The organism is Senegalia massiliensis (assembly GCF_009911265.1).
Classification (GTDB): domain Bacteria; phylum Bacillota; class Clostridia; order Tissierellales; family SIT17; genus Anaeromonas; species Anaeromonas massiliensis_A.
This window is the reverse complement of sequence record NZ_QXXA01000024.1, coordinates 1-25,075: the sequence shown is the minus strand read 5'-3', so window position 1 is coordinate 25,075 and position 25,075 is coordinate 1. Positions and strand designations below refer to the sequence as shown.

Below are 25,075 nucleotides of genomic sequence, written 5' to 3'. Positions count from 1 at the left end.
ATTTGCTGTTATGAATATTTCCAAGATCAAGTAACAGATAGAGAAAAAATAGTTACAGAATATAACTTTAATTAAAAGTAATTATTTTTGAGAATTAATTAGTAATAAAGTCATCGGGTATATACTTGATGACTTTGTTAATTTTATTAGAAAGAGGTGAGACTTATGAAAGAAAATACTTATTTAGATAGAAAAAAACATAGTACTGAAAGAGCTCTTACAATAGCTACATGGGCAGCTATATTAGGAATATGGTTTTTAATCACGAAAATAGAATTGTTTTCTTCAACACTAGTACCTTCTCCATCTAGAGTATTAGATTCATTTATTAAAATTTTAAATGAGGGATATAACGGAATTTCTTTATTTACACATTTAGGAGCAAGTTTTCAAAGGTTGTTTACAGCCTTAGCTTTAGCAATTTCAACAGCAATACCTTTAGGACTTTTAAGTGGATATTCTAGAAAAGTTAGAGGAGTAGTTGATTCAATAGTAGAGTTTTATAGGCCCTTACCACCTCTTGCTTACTATACTTTACTTATATTATGGTTTGGAATAGATAATACTTCTAAAATAATATTGCTTTTTTTAGCAGCTTTTGCACCTATTTATATAGCAGGAGTATCTGCAGTAAATAGAATTAATATAGACTATATTTTAAGTGCAAAATCTTTAGGAGCAAATCAGAAAAAAATATTTTTTAAAATAGTACTACCTGCTTGTTTGCCACAGTTATTTACAGGAATAAGGACTGCAGTAGGAGTTGCATACACAACCCTTGTATCATCTGAGATGGTAGCTGCAACATCAGGAATAGGATGGATGGTATTAGATGCATCAAATTTTTTGAAAAGTGATGTAATAGTAGTGGGAATTTTAATTATGGGATTTACAGGCATTTTAATAGATTATGGATTAAGATATTTAGAAAAAAGAATAGTATATTGGAGAGGACATGTTTAAAGTAAGGAGGAAAAAATGAAAAATAAAATTAAAATAATATCAATAATATTAACAATAGGTTTATTAACCATAACGGCATGTGGAAATTCAGAGGAAACAAATACCTCATCAAAAGGAAATGAAAATTTACCAAAAGAAATAAATTTTGGAATATTACGTGTACCAAATGAAGAAACAATAGCAATGGCAGAAGGATACTTTGATGAATATTTTGGGGAAAAAGGAATAGAGACAAACTTTATAGTATTTGATTCAGGAGTAGATGCAAATAAAGCCCTTGCATCAGGAAGTATAGATTTTGCAACAATGGGAAATACAAACTCCATAATAGCATTAGCTATGGGGTTAGATGTAGAAATGATATGGATACATGAAATACTAGGAGAAATAGAAGCATTAGCAGTGAAAAATGATTCTGGAATAGAAAAAATAGAAGATTTAGCAGGAGAAAAAGTAGCAACAACTTTTGCATCAACATCCCATTTTGTCTTATTAAATGCATTACAAGAAGCAGGAATAGAAGATGAAGTAGAATTATTAGATATGCAAACAGCAGAAATAGTAGCAGCATGGGAAAGAGGAGATATAAAAGCAGCATATACATGGCAACCATCCCTAGGGAAGATATTAGAAGATGGAAAAATGTTAGTATCCAGCGAGGAGATGGCAGAAAAAGGCTATGTAACTGCAAATGTAGATGTAGTAAGAAAAGAATTTGCAGAAAAATATCCGGAATTAGTAGAAGATTTTATAACATTATTATCAGAATCAGCAGATATATATATAGAAGATCCAGAAAAAGCAGCAGAAATAGTGTCAGAAGAATTGGGAATAGAAAAAGAAGAAGCATTAACTCAAATGAAAGGTTCCATATGGATACCAAGAGAGGAACTAATAGGAGATAGATATTTAGGAAAAAGTGAAGAGCCAGGAGATTTTGCAAGAATAATGAAAGAAACATCAGATTTTTTAAAAGAACAAGGTTCCATAGAAAATTCTCCTACTCAAGAAGAGTTTAATAAATATGTAAATCCAGAGTATATTGAAAAATCTTTAGAGTCAGATTCAGAATAATATATTTCTAATTAAAGTAGAAAGGAATTGAACTGGTGAAAGAACAAGAAGTATTAATAGACATTCAAAATCTAACAGTAGAATATGGAAAAAAGAAGAATACAATATTAGCAATAGAAGATATAAATTTAGAAATTAGACGTGGGGAATTTATATGTATATTAGGTCCATCTGGTTGTGGAAAGAGTACACTATTAAAAACTATTGCAGGATATCTTAATCCTACTAGTGGAAGATGTCTAATGCAAGGACAACCTATTAATGGTCCTGATTGGCATAGAGGAGTAGTCTTTCAATCTCCAACATTATATCCATGGATGAGTATAAAAGATAATGTAGAATTTGGGCCAAGAATGAGAGGGCTTCCAGAAAAAGAAATAGTAGAAATAAGAGAACATTTCTTAAAACAAGTAAAGTTAGAAGGATTTGAAGATAAACCTACCTTTGAACTTTCAGGAGGTATGAAGCAAAGAGTAGCCCTTGCAAGAGTTCTTGCTAATTATCCCCAAGTAATATTAATGGATGAGCCTTTAGGAGCATTAGATGCTTTTACAAGAGCAAATATGCAAAAACTAATTCGTGGAATATGGAAGGAAAATAATAGTACTATATTTTTAATAACCCATGATATAGACGAAGCATTAGCATTAGGTACTAGAATAGAAGTCATGAGTAAAAGACCAGGAAAAATACTTAGAGAATTTAATGTAGAGTTTACCAACACCATATATAAAGAAGATTCAGATCATATTATGTATAGTGAAAAATATTTTCAAACTAAAAAGGAAATATTAGATATTATAAATAGTCAAACAGAAGAATAGAAAATAAACTTTACCCTCAGGTAAAGTTTATTTTTATAACTTTTTATTTAGTAAATATAGTTTTAGTATTTTCTCTTTGTTCATAAATTTTTTGCCATTTCTTTGATAAGAATCTAAAAAATATTAAAACAGTCCTTGAGCCAATATCTAATACCATTCCTAGCCAGAATCCCATAAGTCCTAGATTTAAAACATATCCAAAGAATAAACTAGATAAAATCCTTCCACCTAAATTACCAATTATTGTGGTAATCATTGTATATCTAGTATCTCCTGCACCTCTTAAAGCTCCTGCAAGAACCAAAAATATTCCATAGAGAGGTTGAGCTACTATGATTAATCGGACAACAGGTTTAGACATAGAAATAACTTCTACATTATTTGTATATAATCTAATTATAAATTCTACCCATATAAACATAGGAATAGATATCAGTATCATTAAAAATAAAGCAACAATAGTAGTCTGTTTTCCATAGGCTTCGGCAAGTTTCTTTTTATTAGCACCTAAACTTTGACCTACTAAAGTAGTAGAAGCTAAACCAAAGCCAAAACCAAGCATTATAGGTAAAGAATTTATATTCATAACTACAGCATTTGCAGCTATAGTTATAGTACCAAGACCAGCAACTAAAATAGTATAAATTATTTGACTTCCTCTTCTAACTAATTCTTCTATTGAAGCTGGAAGTCCTATATGTAGTATTTCCTTTAAAATCTTCCAGTCAATTTTCCATTTCCCACTATTAAAACTAACTTTAATTAATGTCTTTTTACTTAGAAGTACATATCCAGCCAATAAAAAGCCTACTAATCTGCCTAAACCAGTACCAATAGCTGCGCCAGCTACTCCCATTTCAGGAATAGGACCTATACCAAAAATAAAGATATAATTACCAACAACATTAATAATATTTGTAGTAACCATTATATATAAAGGAGTTCTCATATCTCCAAGACCTTGTAATATTGAATTAAACATTAAAGTTGGAAGAGCAAAAAGCATAGAAGTAAAAACTATTTTTAGATATATATTACCATTATTTAGAATGTAAGGATCAACTTCATCCATTAATATCATCATTAGATTTAATATAGGTTTGGCAAAAACAAATCCTAAAACAGCAATTAATATTGAAAGTATAGCTCCTGTTAATAAAGATTGAATAATTACTTTTTCTACCTGTTCTTCATCTTTAGCACCTTTAAATCTAGCAACTAAAGCAGTTGCGCCAATAGTTAATGAAGACAACACTCCTACAGTTATAAAAACAAATCTATTACTAATATCTACAGTAGCTAATGCATGAGCTCCTATACTACCTACCATAATAATATCTACTATACCAACAATACTTTGTAAAAACATTCTAAGTGCTGCTGGCCATGCTAAATGTAATATATTTTTTCTCATTTTCTTTGGAGTTAAATCATTTGATAAATTTACCATGAATTACACCCTTCTTATTGTCATATTGTGATAAAATATTTCGAGTCTAGAAATATTTTATCATATATTTCTATTATTTCAATGTAACATTATATTAATTACTATATGATAAAATAAAGAAAATTGAACATTAAATAAAAAAATAAAGAGGAGAAATTTAAATGCAAAGATGCGATTGGGCAGAAGGTAGTAAGCTTTATATGGATTATCATGATAAAGAATGGGGAGTTCCAGTTTTTGAAGATAAAGTTCATTTTGAATTTTTATTATTAGAATTAATGCAAGCGGGATTAAGTTTTATTACAATACTACAGAAAAGAGAAAATTTTAGAAAAGCATTTGATAATTTTAATTATAAAAAAATAGCTAAATATGATGGAGAAAAAATAGAAGAATTATTAAATAATAAAGGAATTATAAGATATAAAAGAAAAATTGAGGCAGCAATAAATAATGCCAATAAATTTATAGAAATACAAAATGAATTTAATAGCTTTAATAATTACATATGGAGCTTTACTAATAATGAAGTGATAGTTAATAATTATAAAAACATAAATGAAGTACCATCAAAGTCATCTTTATCAGATTTAATAAGTAAGGATTTAAAAAAGAGAGGTTTCAAATTTGTAGGCTCTATTACTATCTACTCTTATCTTCAAGCAGTTGGAATAATAGACGATCATATAAACAGTTGTTTTAAAAAATAATTTTTCAGTCTTGTTGTATACTTAATAAAATATGACTATACTTAATTATAAGTGTATATAAAGGTCGTGAAAGGATTAAGAGGAGATGAGATTATGAAATATAATATAGTGTATTTTTCAAGAACAGGAGTAAGTAAAAGGGTAGCAGAAACAATAGCTAATGGAGTTGCTAATGAAGTCATAGAAATTACTGATAATAAAAATTGGAATGGAATATTAGGCTTTATTAAAGGGGCATTTTATGCTTCAACAGATAAAGAAGTTAGTATTAAAGTTAATGGAGAAATAGATAGAACTAAAGATTATATAGTAGTATCTCCATTATGGGCAGGAGGACCAGCACCAGCAATTAGAACATTCTTAAAAGAAGTGCCCTTTAATAAAGTAAAGATAGTAATAACATGTGATGGAAGTAATGTAGAAAAGTCTATAAAAAAATTCGAGGACAAACATGGAGAATTCAAAGAAAGCTATGGTATAGTAAAGAACCAAAATAATGAAGAAGAAATTATAAAACAAATAATAGATTCATCCAAATAAAATAAAGATAGATATATCTATCTTTATTTTATTTGGCTTTTTTCTTATATTCCTCTAGTACTTTATTATAATAGTCTGTTTCAAGTATTTTAGCAGAATAATAAAATTTAGTATCTACTATATATGAAATCATATCAGTATACTCCTTTTCTATAATTTCTCCTTCATTTGGAGTAAATTTTTTATTAACTGCATTGTACCTTCCTTTATCAGTTATATAGCTTCTATTTAGAAACATGACTAAAGGATCAGAATCAGAAAATATATCTTTTCCCATTAATAGTCTTGAGTCATATTCTAGTCCTAATAAATTAGAAATAGTAGGAATTATATCTAAACTAGAACAAGGTTTATCAATAGTAACTGTATTCATATCAGCAGTATAAATTATAAGAGGACTTTTATAAATCTCAAAGTTCTTTTCAACTTTATGTCCTGATAATTCATTTATAGTTTTATCTTTAAGTCCATATGGATAGTGATCTGCACTTAATACTATTAGTGTTTTATCAGCAATATTTTTTTCTTCTAATTTATCTAATAAATATTTCAATGCTTTATCTAATTCTATTTGAGTAGCTATATATGCTTTAGCTTCTGTAGAATAATTAAGATGATTAACTAAATTTTTATTTTTATGAGCAATCTGATTGCCAAAGAAATTATATTGCATATGTCCACTTACTGTCATATAGTAAGTGTGAAAAGGTTCATTATCTATATATTCTGGGATAGTTTTTTCCATCATTTCTAAATCAGATTCTGGCCAAGTTTTTTTTACATTCAACCCATTACCTAAGCCTTTATAGTCATACCCCATATTTGGATGAGATAAATGTCTATTATAATATTTATAGCTATGATTATGGTATGCTAATGTTTTATATCCTAATTTTTTAAATTGATTTCCCATTACAAATGGAAGATAATTATTAGATGATTTATCAAAACTCCAAACTCCACTTTTAGGAATCAAACTGGTACAAGCTACATATTCACCATCAGTAGTGCTTACATTCCATATAGGATTATAAAAATTTGTGAAATTATATCCTTCATTTATCATTTTATATAAAGTAGGAGTTAAATCTTTGTGAACAGCATAAGGAGCAAAACTTTCAGCAGTAATAAATATAAGATTATATCCTTCATATTTTCCTGTATATTCATTTTTTGATGTAGGCTCTATTGTGTTGAAATAATTATGTATTTCTTTTATTGTAGAATTTTTTTCTATATCTATTAAATTATCAAAATTTATATTCATTGTATTATATTCTATCTTTTCTTCTTTAAAATCCTTATTAGAGTAAGCAACAATATCTATATTTGGTTTCCTTAGTTTTGGAGACCATCCAGTTAATAGTCTTTGTAAATCTAATCTCATAGTAGTTATTAAACCTAGTTTATTAACAGATAAGTTTATAGAATTATTATTAAAATATAAATCATAAGGAGAATATTGTTCTCTCTCACTTAAAAATATAGTTATAAGTCCAATTATATGAGTACTAATAATACAACCAATTAATGCTACTTTATAAAACCACTTTACGCGATACGATATTATTTTTTTCTTACCAAATATTATAACAATTAATGATGGTAGTAGTAATAACAAAATCCATTTAACATTTTTTTGAGTTACATTTAAAATATCATTAGAAAATTCTAAAACTTGAGATGTATTTCCAGCGGAAAACACACTATAAAAAGTTCTAAAAAACTTATAGTATACAATTTGAGAAGAATAAATAACACCAATTGCTATAAGTAGAAATGAAGCAAAAGTGATTTGACACCATCCTTTTAAAAAATTAGATAATAGAAAAAATATTATTGATAAAGTAAGCATAAATATAGCAGATAGCATAAGACCTTGATATTTTATCTCACCTATAGTTGCAACTCTAAATATTATTTCCATAAATAATAAAGAAATAAAAAAATAAAATAATAAGTTAATATTTTTAAAAATTTTATTCATATATGATCAAGCCTCCTACGTAACTATTATAGTCAAATTTAATTTAATATATGATGTAATTTATAAAAATAAAATATTTAAGTTATATTGTGATAAATTATAATATGAAATAAAATATGGGTATAAATATTAAATGTCTATTATTTAAACTTAGGAGAGATAAAAATGAATTATAAAAAAATAGAAGAAATATTATTAGACATGGTTAATATAAAAAGTGATACTGGAACAAAGTTAGAAAAAGATATTGAAAAATATATTTATAAATATATTTCTACATTTGAGTATTTTAAGAACAATAAAAATCACTATGGAAGATTTGATGTAAATGATGAGTTTGAAAGAAAAGTAATATGGGCTTTAGTAAAAGGGATTGGTGAAGAAACTATAGTTTTACTACATCATCATGATGTAGTTGATAGTCTTGACTATGGAAAATTTAAAAAGTATGCTTATTCACCAAAAGAATTAAAGAAACAATATAAGACATTAGAATTTTCACAAGAGATAAAAGAAGATTTAAATTCTAATAAATGGTATTTTGGAAGAGGTACAGCTGATATGAAAGCTGGTGCTGCTATTCAATTAGAAATACTAAAGCATTATAGTGAAAAAATAAATTTCAATGGAAATATCTTATTATTATCTGTTCCAGATGAGGAAAATTTATCAATAGGTATGAGAAAATCTATTGGATTATTAAATAAGTTAAAAGATAAATTCAACTTAAAATATGAACTATTAATTAATTCTGAACCACATACAAGAAAAGAAAAAGAAGTAGGCACAATATATGATGGTTCTGTAGGGAAAATTATGCCTATAGTATATGTAAAAGGTTTCAAATCACATATAGGAGAAATATTTTCAGGATTTAATCCCCTTCTTATACTATCAAAAATTGCTATAAATATTGAAACTAATATGGATTTTTCTGATAGTGATTTAGGAGAAGTATCTCCTCCACCAACTTGGATATATTTAAGAGATTTCAAAAAGAATTACGATGTATCAGTTCCAGAAGCAGCAGGAGGATATTTTAGTATCTTACCCCTTAAACAAACACCAAAAGAAATATTAAACAAAATAAAACACATATGTGAAATAACTTTTAAAGAATCAATTAATATTTTAAATAATAATTATAAAATTTATAGTAAAGATAATGCAATACTTTCATGGAATCCAAAAGTTAAATTTTTTAATGAAATATATAAAGAAGCAAAAGTAAATGGAAAAGAAGAATTTGAAAAAGAGTATAAAGAATTAATAAAAAAATTAAAAGAGGATATTAAAAAAGGAAAAATAAATATTCCAAATTCAAACTTTATATTAATAAAAAAGGTATTAGAATATACAAGAAGTAATGATCCTATTGTAGTAATAGGAATATCTCCACCATATTATCCTCCAGTTTCTAATGAAAATTTAGATGTAAATAAAAAGATTTCAAATATAAAAGAAATAATAAATAAAAAATCAAAAGAATTTGGAGAAAGCTATGATCTTAAAAGATACTTTATGGGAATATCAGACTTAAGTTATACATCACTTATTAAAGGAGAAGAAGTAGTTCCTTATATAGAAGAAAATACTCCTATATGGAATCATATATATGAAATAGATTTTGAAAACTTGAAACAATTACGAATACCAGTAATAAATATAGGCCCCTGGGGAAAAGATTTACACAAAATGACTGAAAGAGTATATATGACAGATGTAGTAAATAATACTCCAAAGTTAATTATGGAAGTAGTAGATAAGGTTTTAAGTTTCTAGGTAGTTACAATAATAGATGACTATATATAGAGTTGTTTTAAGAAAGGATGTGCATAATGAAAGTTTTAGGTATAATAGGAAGTCCTAGAAAAAACGGAAATACTGATATATTAGTTGATTCCGTTTTACAAGGAGTAAAAGAAAAAGGATTTGAAGTTGAAAAAATATATTTATCAGATTTAGATTTTAAGGGATGTATTGCTTGTGAAGGATGTAGAAAAACTTGTAAATGTGTACTTAAAGATGATTTAGAAGATGTGTATGTTAAATCAGAAGAATCAGATGGTATTGTACTTGGATCTCCAACATATTTTTATAATGTTACATGGTTAACTAAAAAATTTCTAGATAGATTATATGCATATGAGGTTTTTGACGAAACAGATCGTTCAGTATGGCTAAGTCCAAATGAAGTAAATGGTAGCAAATATGCAGTGACAGTATCTATTTGTGAGCAAGAAACAATAGAAAATATGGGTTTCACTTCAGATGCAATGAATTTAACTCTTCAATCCGTGGGATGGAGAACAGTTGAAAGTATCAAAGCACTTTATTTATATGAACGTGGAGAGGCAGAAGCAGAGTATGAACTAAAGGAAAGATCAAAAAAAGCTGGAGTTAAACTGACCAAGACAATAATTTTAGCTGATAAAACAAGAAGTATATAGGTAAAAAGTATTAATACAATCTATATTAGGTTCCACTTTATAACAAGTACACAATTTCAACTTCCACATATAATGATATTGACTAAATATGATTATGAAAAGGAGGAAGAAATAGATGCAATTTTGTTATGGAGATAAGAATCACGTAAGAATTTTAGAAGAAGCTGAGTTCTGGAAGAGACAAGAAGCTGAACATACAGTAGTTATAAGAGAATTAGCTAGTAATTTAGAAGAGGAATTTCAAGAGAAGTTAAAGGCAGAATATGAATCTCTAAGTTCAATAGAAGCTACTATTGCCCAATACATTGAAAGATTAGCTAGAATAAATTATATAATAACTCCTGGATTAGAGGATCAAATCATAGATTTGATTGAATTTACTTTATGTCAAAGTGAAAACTTTGTAGCTCTTTTAAGTAATATGATGAAGGAAAGTTCTGCAATTAAGGATAATGTGGTAGTAAGTGTAGTAATTAGTCATATAATTAGAGAATCACAATATTATATTGGTATTGCTAAGGCTTATCTTACTTATGTAAATTATAGATAAACTAGCTTTAAAAGGACTCATTATGAGTCCTTTTAAAATTTGTAACAAAAGGCCCATAATAGCAATTATAGCTAATGGGTTTTTATTTTATAAAAATTGACCAGAGTCAAGGTTATATTTTTCTATTCATCTTATAATGTAGTTACAATAAAGAAAATAAAAAATCTTAGGAGGTAATAATTATGACAAATAAAACATTTAAATTAGAGACATTAACATGTCCAAGTTGTGTAATAAAAATAGAAAAAGGAGTTAAAAGTACATTTGGAGTAGAAAATGTGGAAGTGTTATTTAATGCAAGTAAAGTAAAAGTAACATTTGATGAAAATTCAACTGATGAAAATGAAATAAAAGGAGTAATTAAAGATTTAGGATTCGATGTATTAGGAATTAAATAATAGAATATTAGAGAGAAAGGAAGGCTAAGTTATGAAAATTACAAAGAGCCAAAGGGTTTTAATATCTGGGATAGCTATAGTATTATCATTAATTTTAGATAGAATAGTAAACTCATCATTAATACCAGATATTCTAATGATTTTTGCTGCCTTTCTCTCAGGATACCCTATAGGATTAAATGCCATAAGAGCATTGAAATACAAAATTTTAGGAATTGATGCTCTAGTAACTCTTGCAGTTATTGGAGCATTAATAATAGGGGAATACTGGGAAGCTGGAGCAGTTACATTCTTATTTATGCTAGGAAACTATTTAGAATCAAAAACATTAGATAAAACTAGATCAGCAATTAAGTCATTGCTTGATTTAGCACCAAATGTGGCTAAGGTTATAAGAAATGGACAAGAAATAGAGATAGATCCTAATGAAGTTATGGAAAAAGATATAGTGATAGTTCGTTCTGGAGAAAAGATTCCAGTGGATGGAGTAGTTGTAGAAGGAAACTCACATGTGAATCAAGCTTCTATAACAGGGGAATCAATGCCTGTAAATAAGAAAAAGGAAGATGAGGCATATTCAGGAACAATTATAGAATCAGGATACTTAAAGATAGAAGCACAAAAAGTTGGTGATGATACAACTTTTGCAAGAATTTTAGAAATGGTAGAGGAAGCACAAGATAAAAAAGCAAAAACACAGAAGTTTCTAGAGGTATTTTCTAGATATTATACACCAGCTATAATGATATTAGCAATAATAGTTTATATAATAACAAAGGATATAAGGTTATCACTAACGCTTCTAGTAATAGCTTGTCCAGGAGCCCTAGTAATATCCACACCAGTATCAATAGTAGCAGGAATAGGTAATGGAGCTAAGAATGGAATATTAATAAAAGGTGGAGAAATAATAGAGAAACTAGGGAAGACAAAGGTTATAGCCTTTGATAAAACTGGAACTCTGACAGAGGGAAAGCCTAAGGTGATAAAGATTAAATCCTTTGGAATTAGTGAAAAAGAATTGCTAAAATTAGCAGCAAAAGGGGAAATGTATTCAGAACATCCTCTTGGAAAGTCAATAATAGAAAAATATGATGAGATAATAGGTGGAAAACTTATGGCTCCTGAATATACTGATATAATAACTGGCCATGGGTTAAAGGCTAAAATAGAGGGTAAAGAGGTATTGATAGGAAATAGAAAATTAATAGATCTAAATGGAATAAATATATCAGAAGATATAGAAGATTATATTATAGAAGAGGAAGAAAAAGGACAAACTGCAGTAATAATAGGAGATAAGGAAAATATACTAGGAGTTATATCCATAGCGGATACTATAAAAGAAGGGGCTAAGGATCTTATAGATAAACTTAAGAAACAAGGTATTAAAAATTTAATTATGCTAACAGGTGATAATGAAAGAGTAGCTAATTGGGTAGCAAATAAATTAGGTTTAGATGGCTATTATGCTGAATTACTTCCAGAGGATAAAGTAAAAATATTAAAAGACTTACAAGCAGAATCTGGAATTACATTAATGGTAGGAGATGGAGTAAATGATGCTCCAGCATTGGCATCAGCAGATTTAGGAATAGCTGTAGGAGGAGTAGGAAAAGATGTTGCTATGGAGACAGCAGATGTAGTTTTAATGGCAGATAAGTTAGACAAATTATCCTATGCTCTAGGACTAAGTAAATCAACTGTAAAGAATATAAAACAAAATATCTATTTTTCAATAGCAGTAGTAACATTATTATTAATAGGAGTATTAGTAGGAACAGTATTCCTATCTTTAGGAATGTTAGTTCATGAGTTAAGTGTATTACTAGTAATAATAAATGCAATTAGACTATTAAAATATAGAGAAAAATAAAGGGGAGATTAAATGGAAAAGATTAATCAGGAAGAAAGTAATTGTATAGATAAAGTACCTGTATTCAATAATCTAACCTATGATGAGATGTCTGAAATAGCTATGATAACCAGTCATAGGGAATATCAAAAATATGAAACCATATATCTAGCAGGTGAAGAGTCTCAAAGACTCTATGTTGTAAATAGTGGTAAAGTAAAGATTACTAGAATATCTGAATCAGGTAAGGAACAGATAATTAGAGTTTTAGAACCAGGAGATTTTATGGGAGAACTTTCTTTATTCGTTCCTTCTCCCTTAGAAAGTAATGCACAAACATTAGAAAAGACCAGTGTATGTATTATAGAAGGGAATAAATTAAATCAAATAATAAAAAAACATCCTGATATAGCTATAAAAATACTAGAAGAGATAAGTACAAGACTTAATGATGCAGAAAATTTAATAGAATCTCTAGGACTACAAGATGTAGAACAAAGGGTAGCCAATATTTTATTAGAGTTATCAGAAGGTAACAATAAAATAAACTTAAAAATAACTAAAAGGGACTTAGCATCTTATATAGGAGTCAGTAGAGAAACACTGAGTAGAAGACTTACAGATCTTCAAAACAAAGGGATAATAGAACAAGAAGGACAGAGGAAGATTTGCATATTGCATAGAGAAAAATTAGAAGATATAGCAAAATTAAAAGTATAGAAATAGATAGAAAATCAGATAAAACATTATATTAATTATAACTATTCTCTATTTTACTATTTTAATTATAAAGAGTTATGCAAAAATCTATCAATGAGTGTAGTATACCAAATGAAAGAATATATATAGTGTGATTACAGAATTATAGGATTATTAGGTATAGAAGCTAGTTCTATCTGTGATACTCCAGAAGGATATATAGAAGGTAAGGATAAAGAAATGGTAAAAAAATTTTATGAATTTATAAACAGTAAATAAGATATTTTAACAAAAAGAATCTGCATATTACAAAAGTAGAGTGGAGATTCTTTTTAATTTATCTACTTGTATGTGTAAGATAACTTTAAAATTGTAAAGATACACTTAAAATGATAGAATATAAGTAATAGAATGATCAGAGTAGAATTTATAATTCAATGGTGGAGGCCTTTTTTAATATAAAGATTAATATTGAGTTTTTAAATAATAGATTGATAATTTTATCACATTATATAATTATCTACAATCTGATTACTTAACAAAACAAACGAAAGGGCATAATTCTCCATCAGTTAGGAATTCAGATTTTGAAAGAGTATTAATGCCCCTTCCCCCTCTACAAGAACAAAAAGAAATATTACGAATCCTATACAATCTACTTAAAAAAGAATCAGAAATAAAAGAATTAACTGAACTTGAAGATGAAATTGAACTAATTAAAAAATCAATACTAGCTAAAGCATTTAGAGGTCAGCTTGTCACCAATTATCCTAAAGAAGAAAGTGCTATAGAATTACTTAAAAAAGTATTAAAAGAAAAAGTTAAGAAGTAGAAATATTATTTAATTAATAGGAGATTAGGATTATGAAAAAAATGATTTTAAATGCTTTACTGGGTGGCTTAAGCGTATTAGTATTTATAATTATCTTTACCAATATATTTGGAGTTGATCCATCTACCTTTTATAAAGGTTTAATAGAAGGTACTATTGTTGAAAAATATTATTTGGATCTTATATTTTTTATTTTTATTGTTCTAGCTCTAATTTTAAAGGTCAGATGTATTGACTAATTATAAGAATTATGATAAAAATAATTATGTATTAGCACTCTTCTTATAAGAGTGCTAATACATATTATATATATAAAAATTTCATCAACAGAAGGGAGATTATTATGGAAAAAAGAGAATTTAAGGCAGAATCTAAAAGATTATTAGATTTAATGATTAACTCAATTTATACTCATAAGGAAATTTTTTTAAGAGAACTTATTTCTAATTCTAGTGATGCTATAGATAAAATCTATTATAAAGCATTAACTGACGATAATATAAAGTTTAATCAAGAAGATTATTATATTAAAATTACTCCAGATAAGGAAAATAGAATATTAACTGTATATGATACTGGAATAGGTATGACTAAAGAAGAATTAGAAGATAACCTAGGAACTATTGCTAGAAGTGGTTCTTTTGATTTCAAAAAAATGAATCAATTAAAAGATGGTTATGATATAATTGGACAATTTGGTGTAGGTTTTTACTCAGCTTTTATGGTAGCTGATACTATTACTGTGATAACTAAAGCATTAGGTAGTGATACAGGATATAAATGGGTATCTGAAGGAGCAGAAGGATATACTATAGAACCTTTCGATAAAAAAGAAATAGGAACAGAAATCATAATAAAATTAAAAGAAAATACTGAAGATGAAAATTATGATGAGTACTTAGAAGAATATAAAATTCAAAATATAATTAAGAAGTATTCTGATTTTGTAAGATATCCTATAAAAATGGATGTAACTAAATATAAACAAAAAGAAGATAATGAGGAAGAATCTGAAGAATATATAGAAGAAGAAACTATAAATAGTATGGTTCCAATATGGAAAAAGAACAAAAGTCAGCTTACAGATGAAGATTATGAAAAATTCTATAAAGATAAACATTACGGATTTGATAAACCAGTTAAACATATTCATATTAAAGTTGAAGGTACTATAAGATATAATGCAATATTATATATACCAGAAAATATACCTTTTGATTATTATACTAAAGAATATGAAAAAGGTTTAGAACTATATTCTAATGGTGTATTAATCATGGATAAGTGTAGTGAATTATTACCTGATTATTTTAGTTTTGTTAAAGGAATGGTAGATTCAGAAGATTTATCTTTAAATATTTCTCGTGAAATGCTTCAACATGATAGACAACTTAAATTTATAGCTAAAAATCTTAAAAAGAAAATAAAAAGTGAACTTTTAAAACTATTAAATAATGATAGAGAAAAATATGAAAAATTCTATGATTCTTTTGGTAGACAGTTAAAATATGGAGTATACAGTGACTTTGGTCAGAATAAAGAATTGTTACAAGATTTATTAATGTTCCATTCTTCAAAAGAGAAAAAATTAGTAACTTTAGATGAATATGTTGAAAGAATGCCAGAAGATCAAAAATATATTTATTATGCTACAGGTGATTCTGTAGAAAAAATAGAAAAATTACCTCAAACTGAATTAGTATTAGATAAAGGATATGAAATATTATACTTTACTGAAGATGTAGATGAATTTGCTATAAAAATGATAATGAATTATAAAGAAAAAGAATTCAAATCTGTATCTAGTGGTGATTTAGGAATAGAAACAGAAGAAGATAAAAATAAAGATGAATCTAAAGAAGAAAACAATAAATTATTTGAAGATATGAAAAAAGTATTATCAAATAAAGTAAAAGAAGTTAGAGCATCAAAGAGACTTAAGAATCATCCAGTATGTCTTGCAAATGAAGGTGAAGTTTCAATAGAGATGGAAAAAGTATTGAAGTCAATGCCTAACAATCAAAATATAGAGGCTGATAAAATTTTAGAAATTAATACTAATCATACTGTATTTAAAGCGTTAAAAGATGCATATGAAAATGGTAATAAAGAAAAATTAGACCTTTATACAAATTTATTATATAATCAAGCTCTTTTAATTGAAGGTTTACCTATAGAGGATCCAGTAGAATTTTCTAACAACATGAGTAAAGTAATGAGCTAATTTACTATTTAATTGGGGGAGTTTTATGTTTAAATGGAAAGAAAATTTTAGTTGTAATATAGAAGAAATAGATAAACAACATCAAAAATTATTTCAAATAGGAAACGATATATATAAATTGGTAACTTCTAAGGATGATAGAGATCATTATGATGAAATAATGGCTATAATTAGAGAATTAGAAGAATATACTGTTTATCATTTTAACTATGAAGAAGAACTTATGTCTAAATATGGATATAATGAATTAGAAGAGCATAAAAATCAACATACTTTATTTGTTGATAAAATAAAAGAAATACAAACTGAAGATATTGATTTAAGACAAAAAAAGGTTGCAATGGATACATTAATGTTTGTAGCTGATTGGATAGAAAATCATATATTAAAATCAGATCACAAATATAATGAATTTTTAAATGACAAAGGTGTATATTAGCAATAAGCTAATAAAGAAAGGTTCTTACATAAGGACCTTTCTTTATTTAATATATTATTTTATTAAAATATATTTAAAATGGGTAAATAATATTTGTCACTAAAAATAAAGGCGGGATATTATGAAGAAAAAGTACGATGCGGAAGAGCTATACAGATTAACTGTAAACAATATGGAAGAAAGAGGAGTTAATATAAAAGATATAGCAGAATTAGCTATGTTTCTACAAAAGAAATATAAAAAGGATTTAACTCTTGAATATTGTATAGAAAATGTTGAAAGAGTATTACGCAAAAGAGAAGTTATGCATGCAATACTTACAGGATTAGCATTAGATGAGTTAGCAGAAAAGAAGCAACTACCATATCCACTTCAAGAAATTATAGAGACTGATGAAGGACTATATGGAATAGATGAAATAATACCTTTATCTATAGTAAATATATATGGAACTATTGGATTAACAAATTATGGATATTTAGACAAAGAAAAAGTAGGTATTATAAAAGAACTAGATAATAAAGAAAAACATAGTGAAAGAGTTCATACATTTATGGATGATTTAGTTTCAGCTGTTGCTGCAGCTGCAGCAAGTAGAATAGCTCATTCAACTGAATAATATATAATTCAAAGTAAATTAAAGACTATTTAAAAATATTTTTAGATAGTCTTTAATTATATTATTTTTCATTTGACAATGATTATCATTTTCTATACAATTATATAAGACAAAATATTGGAGGAGGAGTAAATAATGAAGAAATATACATATGTAGGGGTAGTTTTGTTAATTTTTAGTTTAATTTTATCAGGATGTTCAAATGAAAGTTCTACTCAAGATGATAAAACTAAAGAGAAAGAAAATGAAACAAGAGTTGTATCAACAACTATGGGAGATGTAGAAATACCTTCAAATCCTAAGAGAGTAGTAATTGATTATTTTATGGGGGATGCTCTAGCATTAGATGTAAAGCCAGTAGGGACAACTTATATTTATGAAGGTGCATACTTTCAAGAAGAGTTAAAAGGAATCCCTTCAATTAATGGTGACGATTCTTACGGTGAATATTCAATGGAGAAAATAGCTAGTTTAGAACCAGATTTAATTATTACAGCTTTTCAAACTGACTATGACAAACTTTCTAAAATTGCACCAACCATATTTGTAGATTATACAAATATTACTACAGAACAAAGACTTAATTTGATTGGTAAAGCATTAGGTAAAGAGGATAAAGTAGAAGCTGTTTTAGAAGATTTCAATAATACAGTAGAAGAATCTAAATCAACATTAGAAGAAGCAGGAATATTAAATAAAACTATATCTCTTTTTGAAACAAGTCAAAAACAAGTTTTTGTATATGGAAATAAACAAGGTCGTGGAGGAGAAGTACTGTATGATCTTTTAGGAATGAAAGGACCTGAAAAAGTTGAAGAAGAAATAATTAATGGTGAACAGTGGCGTTCAATTTCTTTTGAAGTGCTAGATCAATATTCAGGAGATTATATTATGATTGGTGGATGGGAAGAAGATCCTATAGAAACTGTAGGAAATAATCCGGTTTGGAAAAATACCAAAGCTGTAAAAAATGAAAATGTAATAGAATATAATTCTAAAGCTTTTATATATCAAGATATTTTTTCAACTAAAGCACAACTTAATGAAATTGTAAATGGACTTATAGAAAAATCAAAATAAAATAGCAAGTAAACTTTTAAAATGATATTGCTATTTTAAAGAAAGGCATATGTAATTATGATAAATAAGTATTTTAAAAATCAAAAAAATAATTCATATAATTTTATTATTTATATGGTTATAGGGTTTGCTCTTTTATTTTTAGGTATTTTATTATCAATAGCTATAGGAGCAGCCAGTATAAAATTTTCTGATGTGATAAGTGCAATTTTTGAATTTGATTCCAGTGTTATAGCTCATCAAACAATTAGAGAAATTAGAATTCCACGTACTATTGCAAATATTTTAGTTGGAGCTGGATTTGCTATTGCAGGTTCTATTATGCAAGGTGTTACTAGAAATCCATTAGCAGACTCTGGCTTGCTAGGAATTAATTCTGGTGCAGGACTTGCTTTAGCCATATCTTTTTCATTTTTTCCGGATATGTCATATACAAAAATTATATTATTTTCATTTGTAGGAGCTAGTATTGGTGTAGGAATAACTTATTATATATCAAGTAGTGATAATTCGGATATAAGACCTGATAGACTTATTCTTGCAGGTACAACTGTATCTTTATTATTTCTTGCATTAAGTCAATTTGTTGCAATAACTGGGAATGTAGGACAACAGATTACATATTGGAATGTAGGTGGTGTAGCTAATGTTGGCTTTCAAGAATTGAAATTTGTTACTCCATGGTTCTTAATTGCTACTGTAGCTTCTATAATTATATCTCCATCAGTTACAATTCTAAATTTAGGAGAAGACTTAGCAAAAGGACTTGGACAAAGAACTAAATTGATTAAAATAATTTCAATAATATTAGTTTTGATATTGTCATCTATAGCTGTAACTTTAGTTGGCCCAGTGGGATTTGTAGGTTTAATCATTCCCCATATAGTAAGATTTTTTGTAGGAGATGATTATAGATTTGTTATACCTACTTCAGGATTATTTGGAGCTATATTTATGTTATTTGCCGATGTATTTGGACGCGTAATAAATGCTCCCTATGAAACACCACTTGGTATTATATTTGCAATTATAGGTGTACCTTTCTTTTTATATATTTCTAGAAAAGAAAGGATGGGTTTTTAATGATTAGAGATATTGGGTTTAAAGTTATACTTATATATACTATATTAATTTTATTATTGTTATCAGTTGTTTTTTTTAGTATAAATTGTGGTGTAATTGATATGAGTGTTATAGATATATTTAGAACTTTAATGGGTAATGGTACTTATCAACAAAATTTAGTTTTATTCCAATTGAGATTACCAAGAATTATTATTTCAGTACTTATAGGAATAGGAATGGCAACTGCTGGAGCTACATTACAAGGATTGACAGGTAATGATTTAGCAGATCCAGGGATATTAGGAATTAGTTCTGGTGCAGGATTTTTTGTATTAATTTATATAGCAATTTTTTCAACAATGGGCATATCTACAATAATACTACCTATATTAGCTTTTACTGGTGGATTATGTGCTGCAATCATTATTTATATTTTAACGTATAAAAGACAGGAAAGAATTTCTGCTACTCGTCTTTTATTGACTGGTATAGCAGTTAATACAGCAATAAATGCAGCTACATTATTTATTACGTTATCACTGAATAGACAACAGTTTCAGTTCACTCAACTTTGGACAGCAGGAAGTATATGGGGAGATGAATGGAAATATGTTTTAGTACTACTTCCTATAGTTATAGCTTTATTTATAATGATATATTATAAGTCCAATGTTCTTAATATATTAAATACAGGGCAAGAAACTGCAATAGGATTAGGGTTAAATGTTAACAGAGAATTTATTATATTATCAATTTTAGCTGTGGGTTTAGCCAGTGCAAGTGTAGCAGTAGGAGGATCAATTTTATTTGTAGGGTTAATAGCTCCCCATTTATCTAGAAAATTAGTAGGTCCAAATCATAAGATATTTTTACCTGCATCTGCATTATTAGGTGGGTTATTACTATTAGGTGCTGATACAATTGGACGTATGATATTACCTTCTACAGAAATACCTGCAGGAATTATAGTGTCTATAATTGGAACACCATATTTTCTTTATCTAGTAAAAAGTTCTAAATAAATTTGTCAAAGGAAGGTTATATATAATGAATGAAAAAAGTTTAGCAACAAGAGATTTATCTATTGCATATGGAGAAAAAGTTATTGTAGATGATCTTAATATAGAAATCCCTAAAGGAAAAATAACTACTATAATAGGTCCTAATGGATGTGGTAAATCTACTACTCTTAAGTCAGTTTCAAGAATTTTAAAGCCTAAAAATGGGAGTATATATATTTCAGGTAAAGAAATTGACCAATTTTCAACGAGAGAAATAGCTAAACAAATGGCAATTTTACCTCAAACCCCTAATGCACCTGAGAGAGTAACAGTTGAAGAGTTAGTTTCTTATGGTAGATTTCCTCATAAAAAAGGATTTGGAAGATTAAAGGAAGAAGATAAGAGTATAATAACTTGGGCATTAAAGGCTACTAATATGAATGATTATAATGATATGCCTATTGGAAATTTATCAGGAGGACAGAGACAAAGAGTATGGATAGCTATGGCATTAGCTCAGCAAACAGAATTAATACTTTTAGATGAGCCTACAACATATTTAGATTTAGCCCATCAATTAGAAATATTAACTTTACTTCAACATTTAAATAAAAGTGAAAAAAGAACTATTGTTATGGTTCTACATGATTTGAATTTAGCATCAAGATTTTCAGATTATATTATATCTATGAAAAATGGTAAAGTCATATCTTCTGGTACTCCAAAACAAGTAATGACGAAAAAATATTTGGCTGAAGTTTTTAATATTGATGCAGCAATAGAAATAGATCCTAGAAATGATAAACCTATATGTATAATGTATGATTTAATAGTATAAAAGTAATTAAATTAAATAATATTTATTTTATTAGTTAAAAATATGCCACTCATAGAGTGGCATATTTTTATTTTGGTATTATCTCAAAAATATATTCTTTACTATCCCAAGAAAATGATGGAGTATAAATCATTTCATAAGAATCTTGATTCACTACATCAAAGTAAACTTTACCTTGAACTTGTTTCCCGCTATTTATTTGTTCGCTTATAGCCATATCATCATATCCATAATAATCATCTTGTTTATTACCATTATTATCGTATATAGCAAATTCAGTATTATCAATAAATACTTGGTCATCTCCTGTATTCTTTGCTGTAACATCTAGTGTAAGTACTTTACCATTTTTGGATTCACTATACTCGGCAGGTTCTGAAAAAGAAGCGGAGTTTACAGTTAATTCTACATTTCCTACTTTTACTGTATCTCCTACTTTATATACCTTATCTTCACTTTTTTTAGATTCATTTTCATCATTACTGTCTTCTTGATTTTCATTAGTTTCATTGTTTTCTGTTGATGATTCTTTACTTGAATTATCTTCAGAATTTGTATCTTCTCCACATGCTCCTAAAAGTCCCATTGTAACTAATAAAATTCCAATAAATAAATATTTTTTAAAAATTTTAACATTTAACATTTTTTGACTCCTCCTCTTTAAGATTTGTTTATAGTATAATAAATATAATGTACCATTGTACGGACAATAATTCATAAAATAAAGAGGAGTTTCCATATTAATGTAGAAGTGTATTATTTAGAGGTGATTTCAATGGCTAATAATACAAGTGTAAAATTAAAAATATTATACATAATGGATATATTGCTTGAAAAAACTGATGAAGAAAATTATATTACTGTAAATGATATAATAACTGAACTAAAAAGGCATAATATATCTGCTGAAAGAAAATCAGTATATTCTGATATAGAATTACTTAAATTTTATGGACTTGATATAATTTGTGAAAAGGGAAGATCTAATAAATATTTTATTGCAAGTAGAGATTTTGAATTAGCAGAGCTAAAACTTCTTGTTGATTCAGTTCAATCTTCAAAGTTTATAACCCATAAAAAAAGCAATGAATTAATAAAAAAACTTGAAAAATTAACTAGTTCTAGTCAAGCTAAGGAACTAGATAGACATGTAATTGTAAGAGATAGAGTTAAAACTAGTAATGAAAGAATTTTTTATAATGTAGATAGATTGCATAGAGCTATTCATGAAAATAAACAGGTTTCTTTCAAATATTTTGACTATGACTTAAATAAGAAAATTGAATTTAGAAGAAATGGTAACAGATATACTTTAAGTCCTTATGCTCTTACTTGGTCCAATGAACATTATTATTTAATTTCTTATTATGAAAGATATAATGATATAAGTAATTTCAGAGTAGATAGAATGATGGATATAAATATATTAGAAAAAGACAGATATCTTATAGAAGGTTATGAAGAATTTAATGTAGCTGAATATTCTAGAAAAATATTTAATATGTATATTGGTGAACTTGAAACGGTTCAATTAGAATTTCACAATTCTCTTATAAATGTAGTCATTGATAAATTTGGACAAGATATTATTATTAGAAAACAGAGTGATGATAGTTTTAAAATAAAGGTAGAGGTAGAAATTAGCAATACATTTTTAGGTTGGTTATTTATGTTTGGAAATAAGGTAAAGATAATATCGCCTCAAAAATTAAAAGATAATATGAAAAAAACTGTAAAAGAAGTAATTAATTTATATTAATCATTAGTGGATTACATACTAGTTAATTATGAATGAAATTCAACACACGAATGTAAAATATTAGAAGAATATAGAACAATCAATGAGAAAAATATCAAAAAATATATTAAAATATGTTTTTGTTAATTAATTCTAAAAAGAAATCATTATAATATTTTTAAAAAAGATGTAAATACTATATATGAAAATATCAACTATAAATTAGATATATTTTTAAAAAGAAGAAAAGGAGATAATTATGAAAAAGAAAATTATTATAATGATTTTGTTGAGTCTTTTATTAACTTCTTTATTAATTTCTTGTACATCTGAAGAAAAACAACAAGAAAACAATTCAGAAGAATCTTCTATATTTGAAAAAACAGATATTGAGAACGTAAAGATAACTTCTGACAATTGTGATGTTAAATCTGGATCAGGAGATAATTTTGAAACTGTTGGAAATTTAAAGAAAGACCAAATAGTAAATGTAACTAAAGAATTAGATGATTGGTATCTTGTTCAATTGGATAATAATGAAGTAGGTGCAGTAAAGAAATCTGATGCAGAACCTGTTGTTGTAGATGAATCTGAGAATAATAATACAGATAAGCAAAACGAAAATAATAAAACAGATAAACAAAATGAAGATAATAAAACAGTTAAGAATGAGGATAGTGCAAAAGAAACAAATAAAACATTATCAAATAGTGAAAATGAAATGGTATCTCTTGTTAATAAAGAAAGAGAAAAAAATAATTTACCAAAATTAAAGGTGGATACTGAAGTAACAAAAGTTGCAAGAGTTAAATCTCAAGATATGGTTGATAATAATTATTTTAGTCATTATTCTCCAAATTACGGTAGTCCTTTTGAGATGATGAAGAGTTTTGGTATTAAATATGTTCATGCAGGTGAAAATTTAGCAGGTAATCAATCTGTAGAAAGTGCACATACAGCTTTAATGAATTCAAGTGGACATAGAAAGAACATATTAAGCCCTGACTTTACCCATATAGGAATTGGTATAAAAGATAGTGATAAATATGGATATGTTTTTACTCAAATGTTTATAAGTAAACCTAAATAAAATATTTATAAAAAGAGTGTTTAAAATTTCAATTGAAATTTTAAACACTTTTTTTCATTTACAAAACATGATAATATAATAAGTATTATAAAAATAAAGGAAAATTGATATGATTGAAAAAATTAATTTAAACACTTTAATTATTGCTTATATTTTAATATTATCTATAATTTCATTTATCTTTATGGGGATAGATAAAAAAAGAGCATTAAATAATAAGTGGAGAATAAAAGAAAGTACATTATTGTTATTATCATTTATAGGAGGCTCTATAGGCACCTTTATTGGTATGAAAGTTTTTAATCATAAAATAAGAAATAAAAAATTTTATTTAGTAGTTCCTATTTTATGTATAATAATTATATCAATGTTAATAATAATTTTGACAAATTAAAATTGCTATTGACATAATTAGATATAAATGATATAGTATTAAATGTCGCTAGAGACGGTGAATAAAAAACTCTTGACTTCATTAAGGAAATTTGATATAGTACTAAGAGTCGTCAGGAAAGCTTGTCTTTCTAAGTGAAAAAAGAATTTAAAAGAAAATAAAAAAGTTCTTGACAAGTTACTTAAAACCTGATATAGTATTAAGAGTCGCTAGCAAACAGCGGCAACGAATTGGTCTTTGAAAATTGAACAGTGT

General features: G+C 26.8%; 26 protein-coding genes. 23 read left to right on the top strand and 3 right to left on the bottom strand.

Features of this window, described 5'->3' with window-relative positions:
• The first annotated feature begins 165 nt into the window (after window positions 1–165).
• The 3 genes from D3Z33_RS15455 to D3Z33_RS15445 are packed head-to-tail and all read left to right on the top strand — an operon-like array spanning window position 166 to window position 2,861.
• The gene (locus D3Z33_RS15455) at window positions 166–963 is read left to right on the top strand and encodes an ABC transporter permease (protein WP_160198674.1); all 798 of its coding nucleotides are present in this window, start codon (window positions 166–168) and stop codon (window positions 961–963) included.
• A 15-nt stretch (window positions 964–978) separates the two neighbouring features.
• The gene (locus D3Z33_RS15450) at window positions 979–2,037 is read left to right on the top strand and encodes an ABC transporter substrate-binding protein (RefSeq protein WP_160198673.1); all 1,059 of its coding nucleotides are present in this window, start codon (window positions 979–981) and stop codon (window positions 2,035–2,037) included.
• A gap of 35 nt (window positions 2,038–2,072) precedes the next feature.
• A complete protein-coding gene (locus D3Z33_RS15445; protein ID WP_347561299.1) occupies window positions 2,073–2,861 on the top strand; it encodes an ABC transporter ATP-binding protein in 789 nt (262 codons plus the stop codon).
• Window positions 2,862–2,904: 43 nt separating this feature from the next.
• Here D3Z33_RS15445 and D3Z33_RS15440 read toward each other — a convergent pair whose 3' ends face one another.
• The gene (locus D3Z33_RS15440) at window positions 2,905–4,311 is read right to left on the bottom strand and encodes an MATE family efflux transporter (protein WP_160198672.1); all 1,407 of its coding nucleotides are present in this window, start codon (window positions 4,309–4,311) and stop codon (window positions 2,905–2,907) included.
• Between the two features lie 161 nt (window positions 4,312–4,472).
• Between D3Z33_RS15440 and D3Z33_RS15435 the strand changes: the two genes are divergently transcribed.
• Entirely contained in the window at window positions 4,473–5,021 is a 549-nt protein-coding gene (locus D3Z33_RS15435) for a DNA-3-methyladenine glycosylase I (RefSeq protein WP_160198671.1), read from the top strand.
• Window positions 5,022–5,114: 93 nt separating this feature from the next.
• Window positions 5,115–5,561: a flavodoxin family protein gene (locus tag D3Z33_RS15430; protein WP_160198670.1), complete on the top strand. Its 447-nt coding sequence runs from the start codon at window positions 5,115–5,117 to the stop codon at window positions 5,559–5,561.
• Between the two features lie 28 nt (window positions 5,562–5,589).
• On the opposite strand, the gene D3Z33_RS15425 is transcribed toward D3Z33_RS15430, so the two are convergent.
• On the bottom strand, window positions 5,590–7,548 hold the full coding sequence (locus D3Z33_RS15425; RefSeq protein ID WP_160198669.1) for an LTA synthase family protein: 1,959 nt from the start codon (window positions 7,546–7,548) through the stop codon (window positions 5,590–5,592).
• A gap of 165 nt (window positions 7,549–7,713) precedes the next feature.
• Between D3Z33_RS15425 and D3Z33_RS15420 the strand changes: the two genes are divergently transcribed.
• The 15 genes from D3Z33_RS15420 to D3Z33_RS15350 all read left to right on the top strand — a co-directional run bounded on the left by D3Z33_RS15420 (window position 7,714) and on the right by D3Z33_RS15350 (window position 21,598).
• The gene (locus D3Z33_RS15420; protein WP_160198668.1) at window positions 7,714–9,330 is read left to right on the top strand and encodes a M20/M25/M40 family metallo-hydrolase; all 1,617 of its coding nucleotides are present in this window, start codon (window positions 7,714–7,716) and stop codon (window positions 9,328–9,330) included.
• Between the two features lie 56 nt (window positions 9,331–9,386).
• Entirely contained in the window at window positions 9,387–9,998 is a 612-nt protein-coding gene (locus D3Z33_RS15415; protein ID WP_160198667.1) for a flavodoxin family protein, read from the top strand.
• Window positions 9,999–10,113: 115 nt separating this feature from the next.
• Entirely contained in the window at window positions 10,114–10,548 is a 435-nt protein-coding gene (locus tag D3Z33_RS15410; RefSeq protein ID WP_160198666.1) for a DUF2935 domain-containing protein, read from the top strand.
• A gap of 182 nt (window positions 10,549–10,730) precedes the next feature.
• The gene (locus tag D3Z33_RS15405) at window positions 10,731–10,946 is read left to right on the top strand and encodes a heavy-metal-associated domain-containing protein (RefSeq protein ID WP_160198665.1); all 216 of its coding nucleotides are present in this window, start codon (window positions 10,731–10,733) and stop codon (window positions 10,944–10,946) included.
• A gap of 31 nt (window positions 10,947–10,977) precedes the next feature.
• Entirely contained in the window at window positions 10,978–12,822 is a 1,845-nt protein-coding gene (locus tag D3Z33_RS15400) for a heavy metal translocating P-type ATPase (protein WP_160198664.1), read from the top strand.
• A gap of 12 nt (window positions 12,823–12,834) precedes the next feature.
• On the top strand, window positions 12,835–13,521 hold the full coding sequence (locus tag D3Z33_RS15395) for a Crp/Fnr family transcriptional regulator (RefSeq protein WP_160198663.1): 687 nt from the start codon (window positions 12,835–12,837) through the stop codon (window positions 13,519–13,521).
• A 469-nt stretch (window positions 13,522–13,990) separates the two neighbouring features.
• Window positions 13,991–14,332 carry a restriction endonuclease subunit S gene (locus D3Z33_RS15390; protein WP_160198675.1) on the top strand — a complete coding sequence of 114 codons (342 nt, stop codon included), beginning with the start codon at window positions 13,991–13,993 and terminating at the stop codon, window positions 14,330–14,332.
• A gap of 32 nt (window positions 14,333–14,364) precedes the next feature.
• On the top strand, window positions 14,365–14,571 hold the full coding sequence (locus D3Z33_RS15385; protein WP_160198662.1) for a hypothetical protein: 207 nt from the start codon (window positions 14,365–14,367) through the stop codon (window positions 14,569–14,571).
• Between the two features lie 104 nt (window positions 14,572–14,675).
• On the top strand, window positions 14,676–16,556 hold the full coding sequence (gene htpG / locus D3Z33_RS15380; protein ID WP_160198661.1) for a molecular chaperone HtpG: 1,881 nt from the start codon (window positions 14,676–14,678) through the stop codon (window positions 16,554–16,556).
• Window positions 16,557–16,581: 25 nt separating this feature from the next.
• Window positions 16,582–16,995, top strand: coding sequence for a bacteriohemerythrin (locus D3Z33_RS15375; protein WP_130808033.1), 414 nt, complete (start codon window positions 16,582–16,584; stop codon window positions 16,993–16,995).
• A 121-nt stretch (window positions 16,996–17,116) separates the two neighbouring features.
• Entirely contained in the window at window positions 17,117–17,614 is a 498-nt protein-coding gene (locus tag D3Z33_RS15370) for a phosphatidylglycerophosphatase A family protein (RefSeq protein WP_130808032.1), read from the top strand.
• Window positions 17,615–17,749: 135 nt separating this feature from the next.
• Window positions 17,750–18,694 carry an ABC transporter substrate-binding protein gene (locus tag D3Z33_RS15365; RefSeq protein ID WP_160198660.1) on the top strand — a complete coding sequence of 315 codons (945 nt, stop codon included), beginning with the start codon at window positions 17,750–17,752 and terminating at the stop codon, window positions 18,692–18,694.
• A 57-nt stretch (window positions 18,695–18,751) separates the two neighbouring features.
• Window positions 18,752–19,777: a FecCD family ABC transporter permease gene (locus D3Z33_RS15360; RefSeq protein ID WP_160198659.1), complete on the top strand. Its 1,026-nt coding sequence runs from the start codon at window positions 18,752–18,754 to the stop codon at window positions 19,775–19,777.
• Window positions 19,777–20,781 (top strand): FecCD family ABC transporter permease, encoded by a 1,005-nt coding sequence (locus tag D3Z33_RS15355; protein ID WP_160198658.1) that lies wholly within the window; start codon window positions 19,777–19,779, stop codon window positions 20,779–20,781. The genes D3Z33_RS15360 and D3Z33_RS15355 overlap by 1 nt, the downstream gene beginning before the upstream one ends.
• Before the next feature lie 25 nt (window positions 20,782–20,806).
• On the top strand, window positions 20,807–21,598 hold the full coding sequence (locus D3Z33_RS15350; protein WP_160198657.1) for an ABC transporter ATP-binding protein: 792 nt from the start codon (window positions 20,807–20,809) through the stop codon (window positions 21,596–21,598).
• A gap of 67 nt (window positions 21,599–21,665) precedes the next feature.
• Here D3Z33_RS15350 and D3Z33_RS15345 read toward each other — a convergent pair whose 3' ends face one another.
• Complete coding sequence (locus D3Z33_RS15345; protein WP_160198656.1) at window positions 21,666–22,241, bottom strand: DUF4352 domain-containing protein; 576 nt, start codon at window positions 22,239–22,241, stop codon at window positions 21,666–21,668.
• 132 nt (window positions 22,242–22,373) lie between these two features.
• Here D3Z33_RS15345 and D3Z33_RS15340 point away from each other — a divergent pair, with 132 nt between their 5' ends.
• The 3 genes from D3Z33_RS15340 to D3Z33_RS15330 all read left to right on the top strand — a co-directional run bounded on the left by D3Z33_RS15340 (window position 22,374) and on the right by D3Z33_RS15330 (window position 24,820).
• Window positions 22,374–23,357: a helix-turn-helix transcriptional regulator gene (locus D3Z33_RS15340; protein ID WP_160198655.1), complete on the top strand. Its 984-nt coding sequence runs from the start codon at window positions 22,374–22,376 to the stop codon at window positions 23,355–23,357.
• A 238-nt stretch (window positions 23,358–23,595) separates the two neighbouring features.
• Complete coding sequence (locus D3Z33_RS15335; RefSeq protein WP_160198654.1) at window positions 23,596–24,426, top strand: CAP domain-containing protein; 831 nt, start codon at window positions 23,596–23,598, stop codon at window positions 24,424–24,426.
• A 109-nt stretch (window positions 24,427–24,535) separates the two neighbouring features.
• Window positions 24,536–24,820 (top strand): DUF1294 domain-containing protein, encoded by a 285-nt coding sequence (locus D3Z33_RS15330; protein WP_160198653.1) that lies wholly within the window; start codon window positions 24,536–24,538, stop codon window positions 24,818–24,820.
• The last annotated feature ends 255 nt before the right edge of the window (window positions 24,821–25,075 follow it).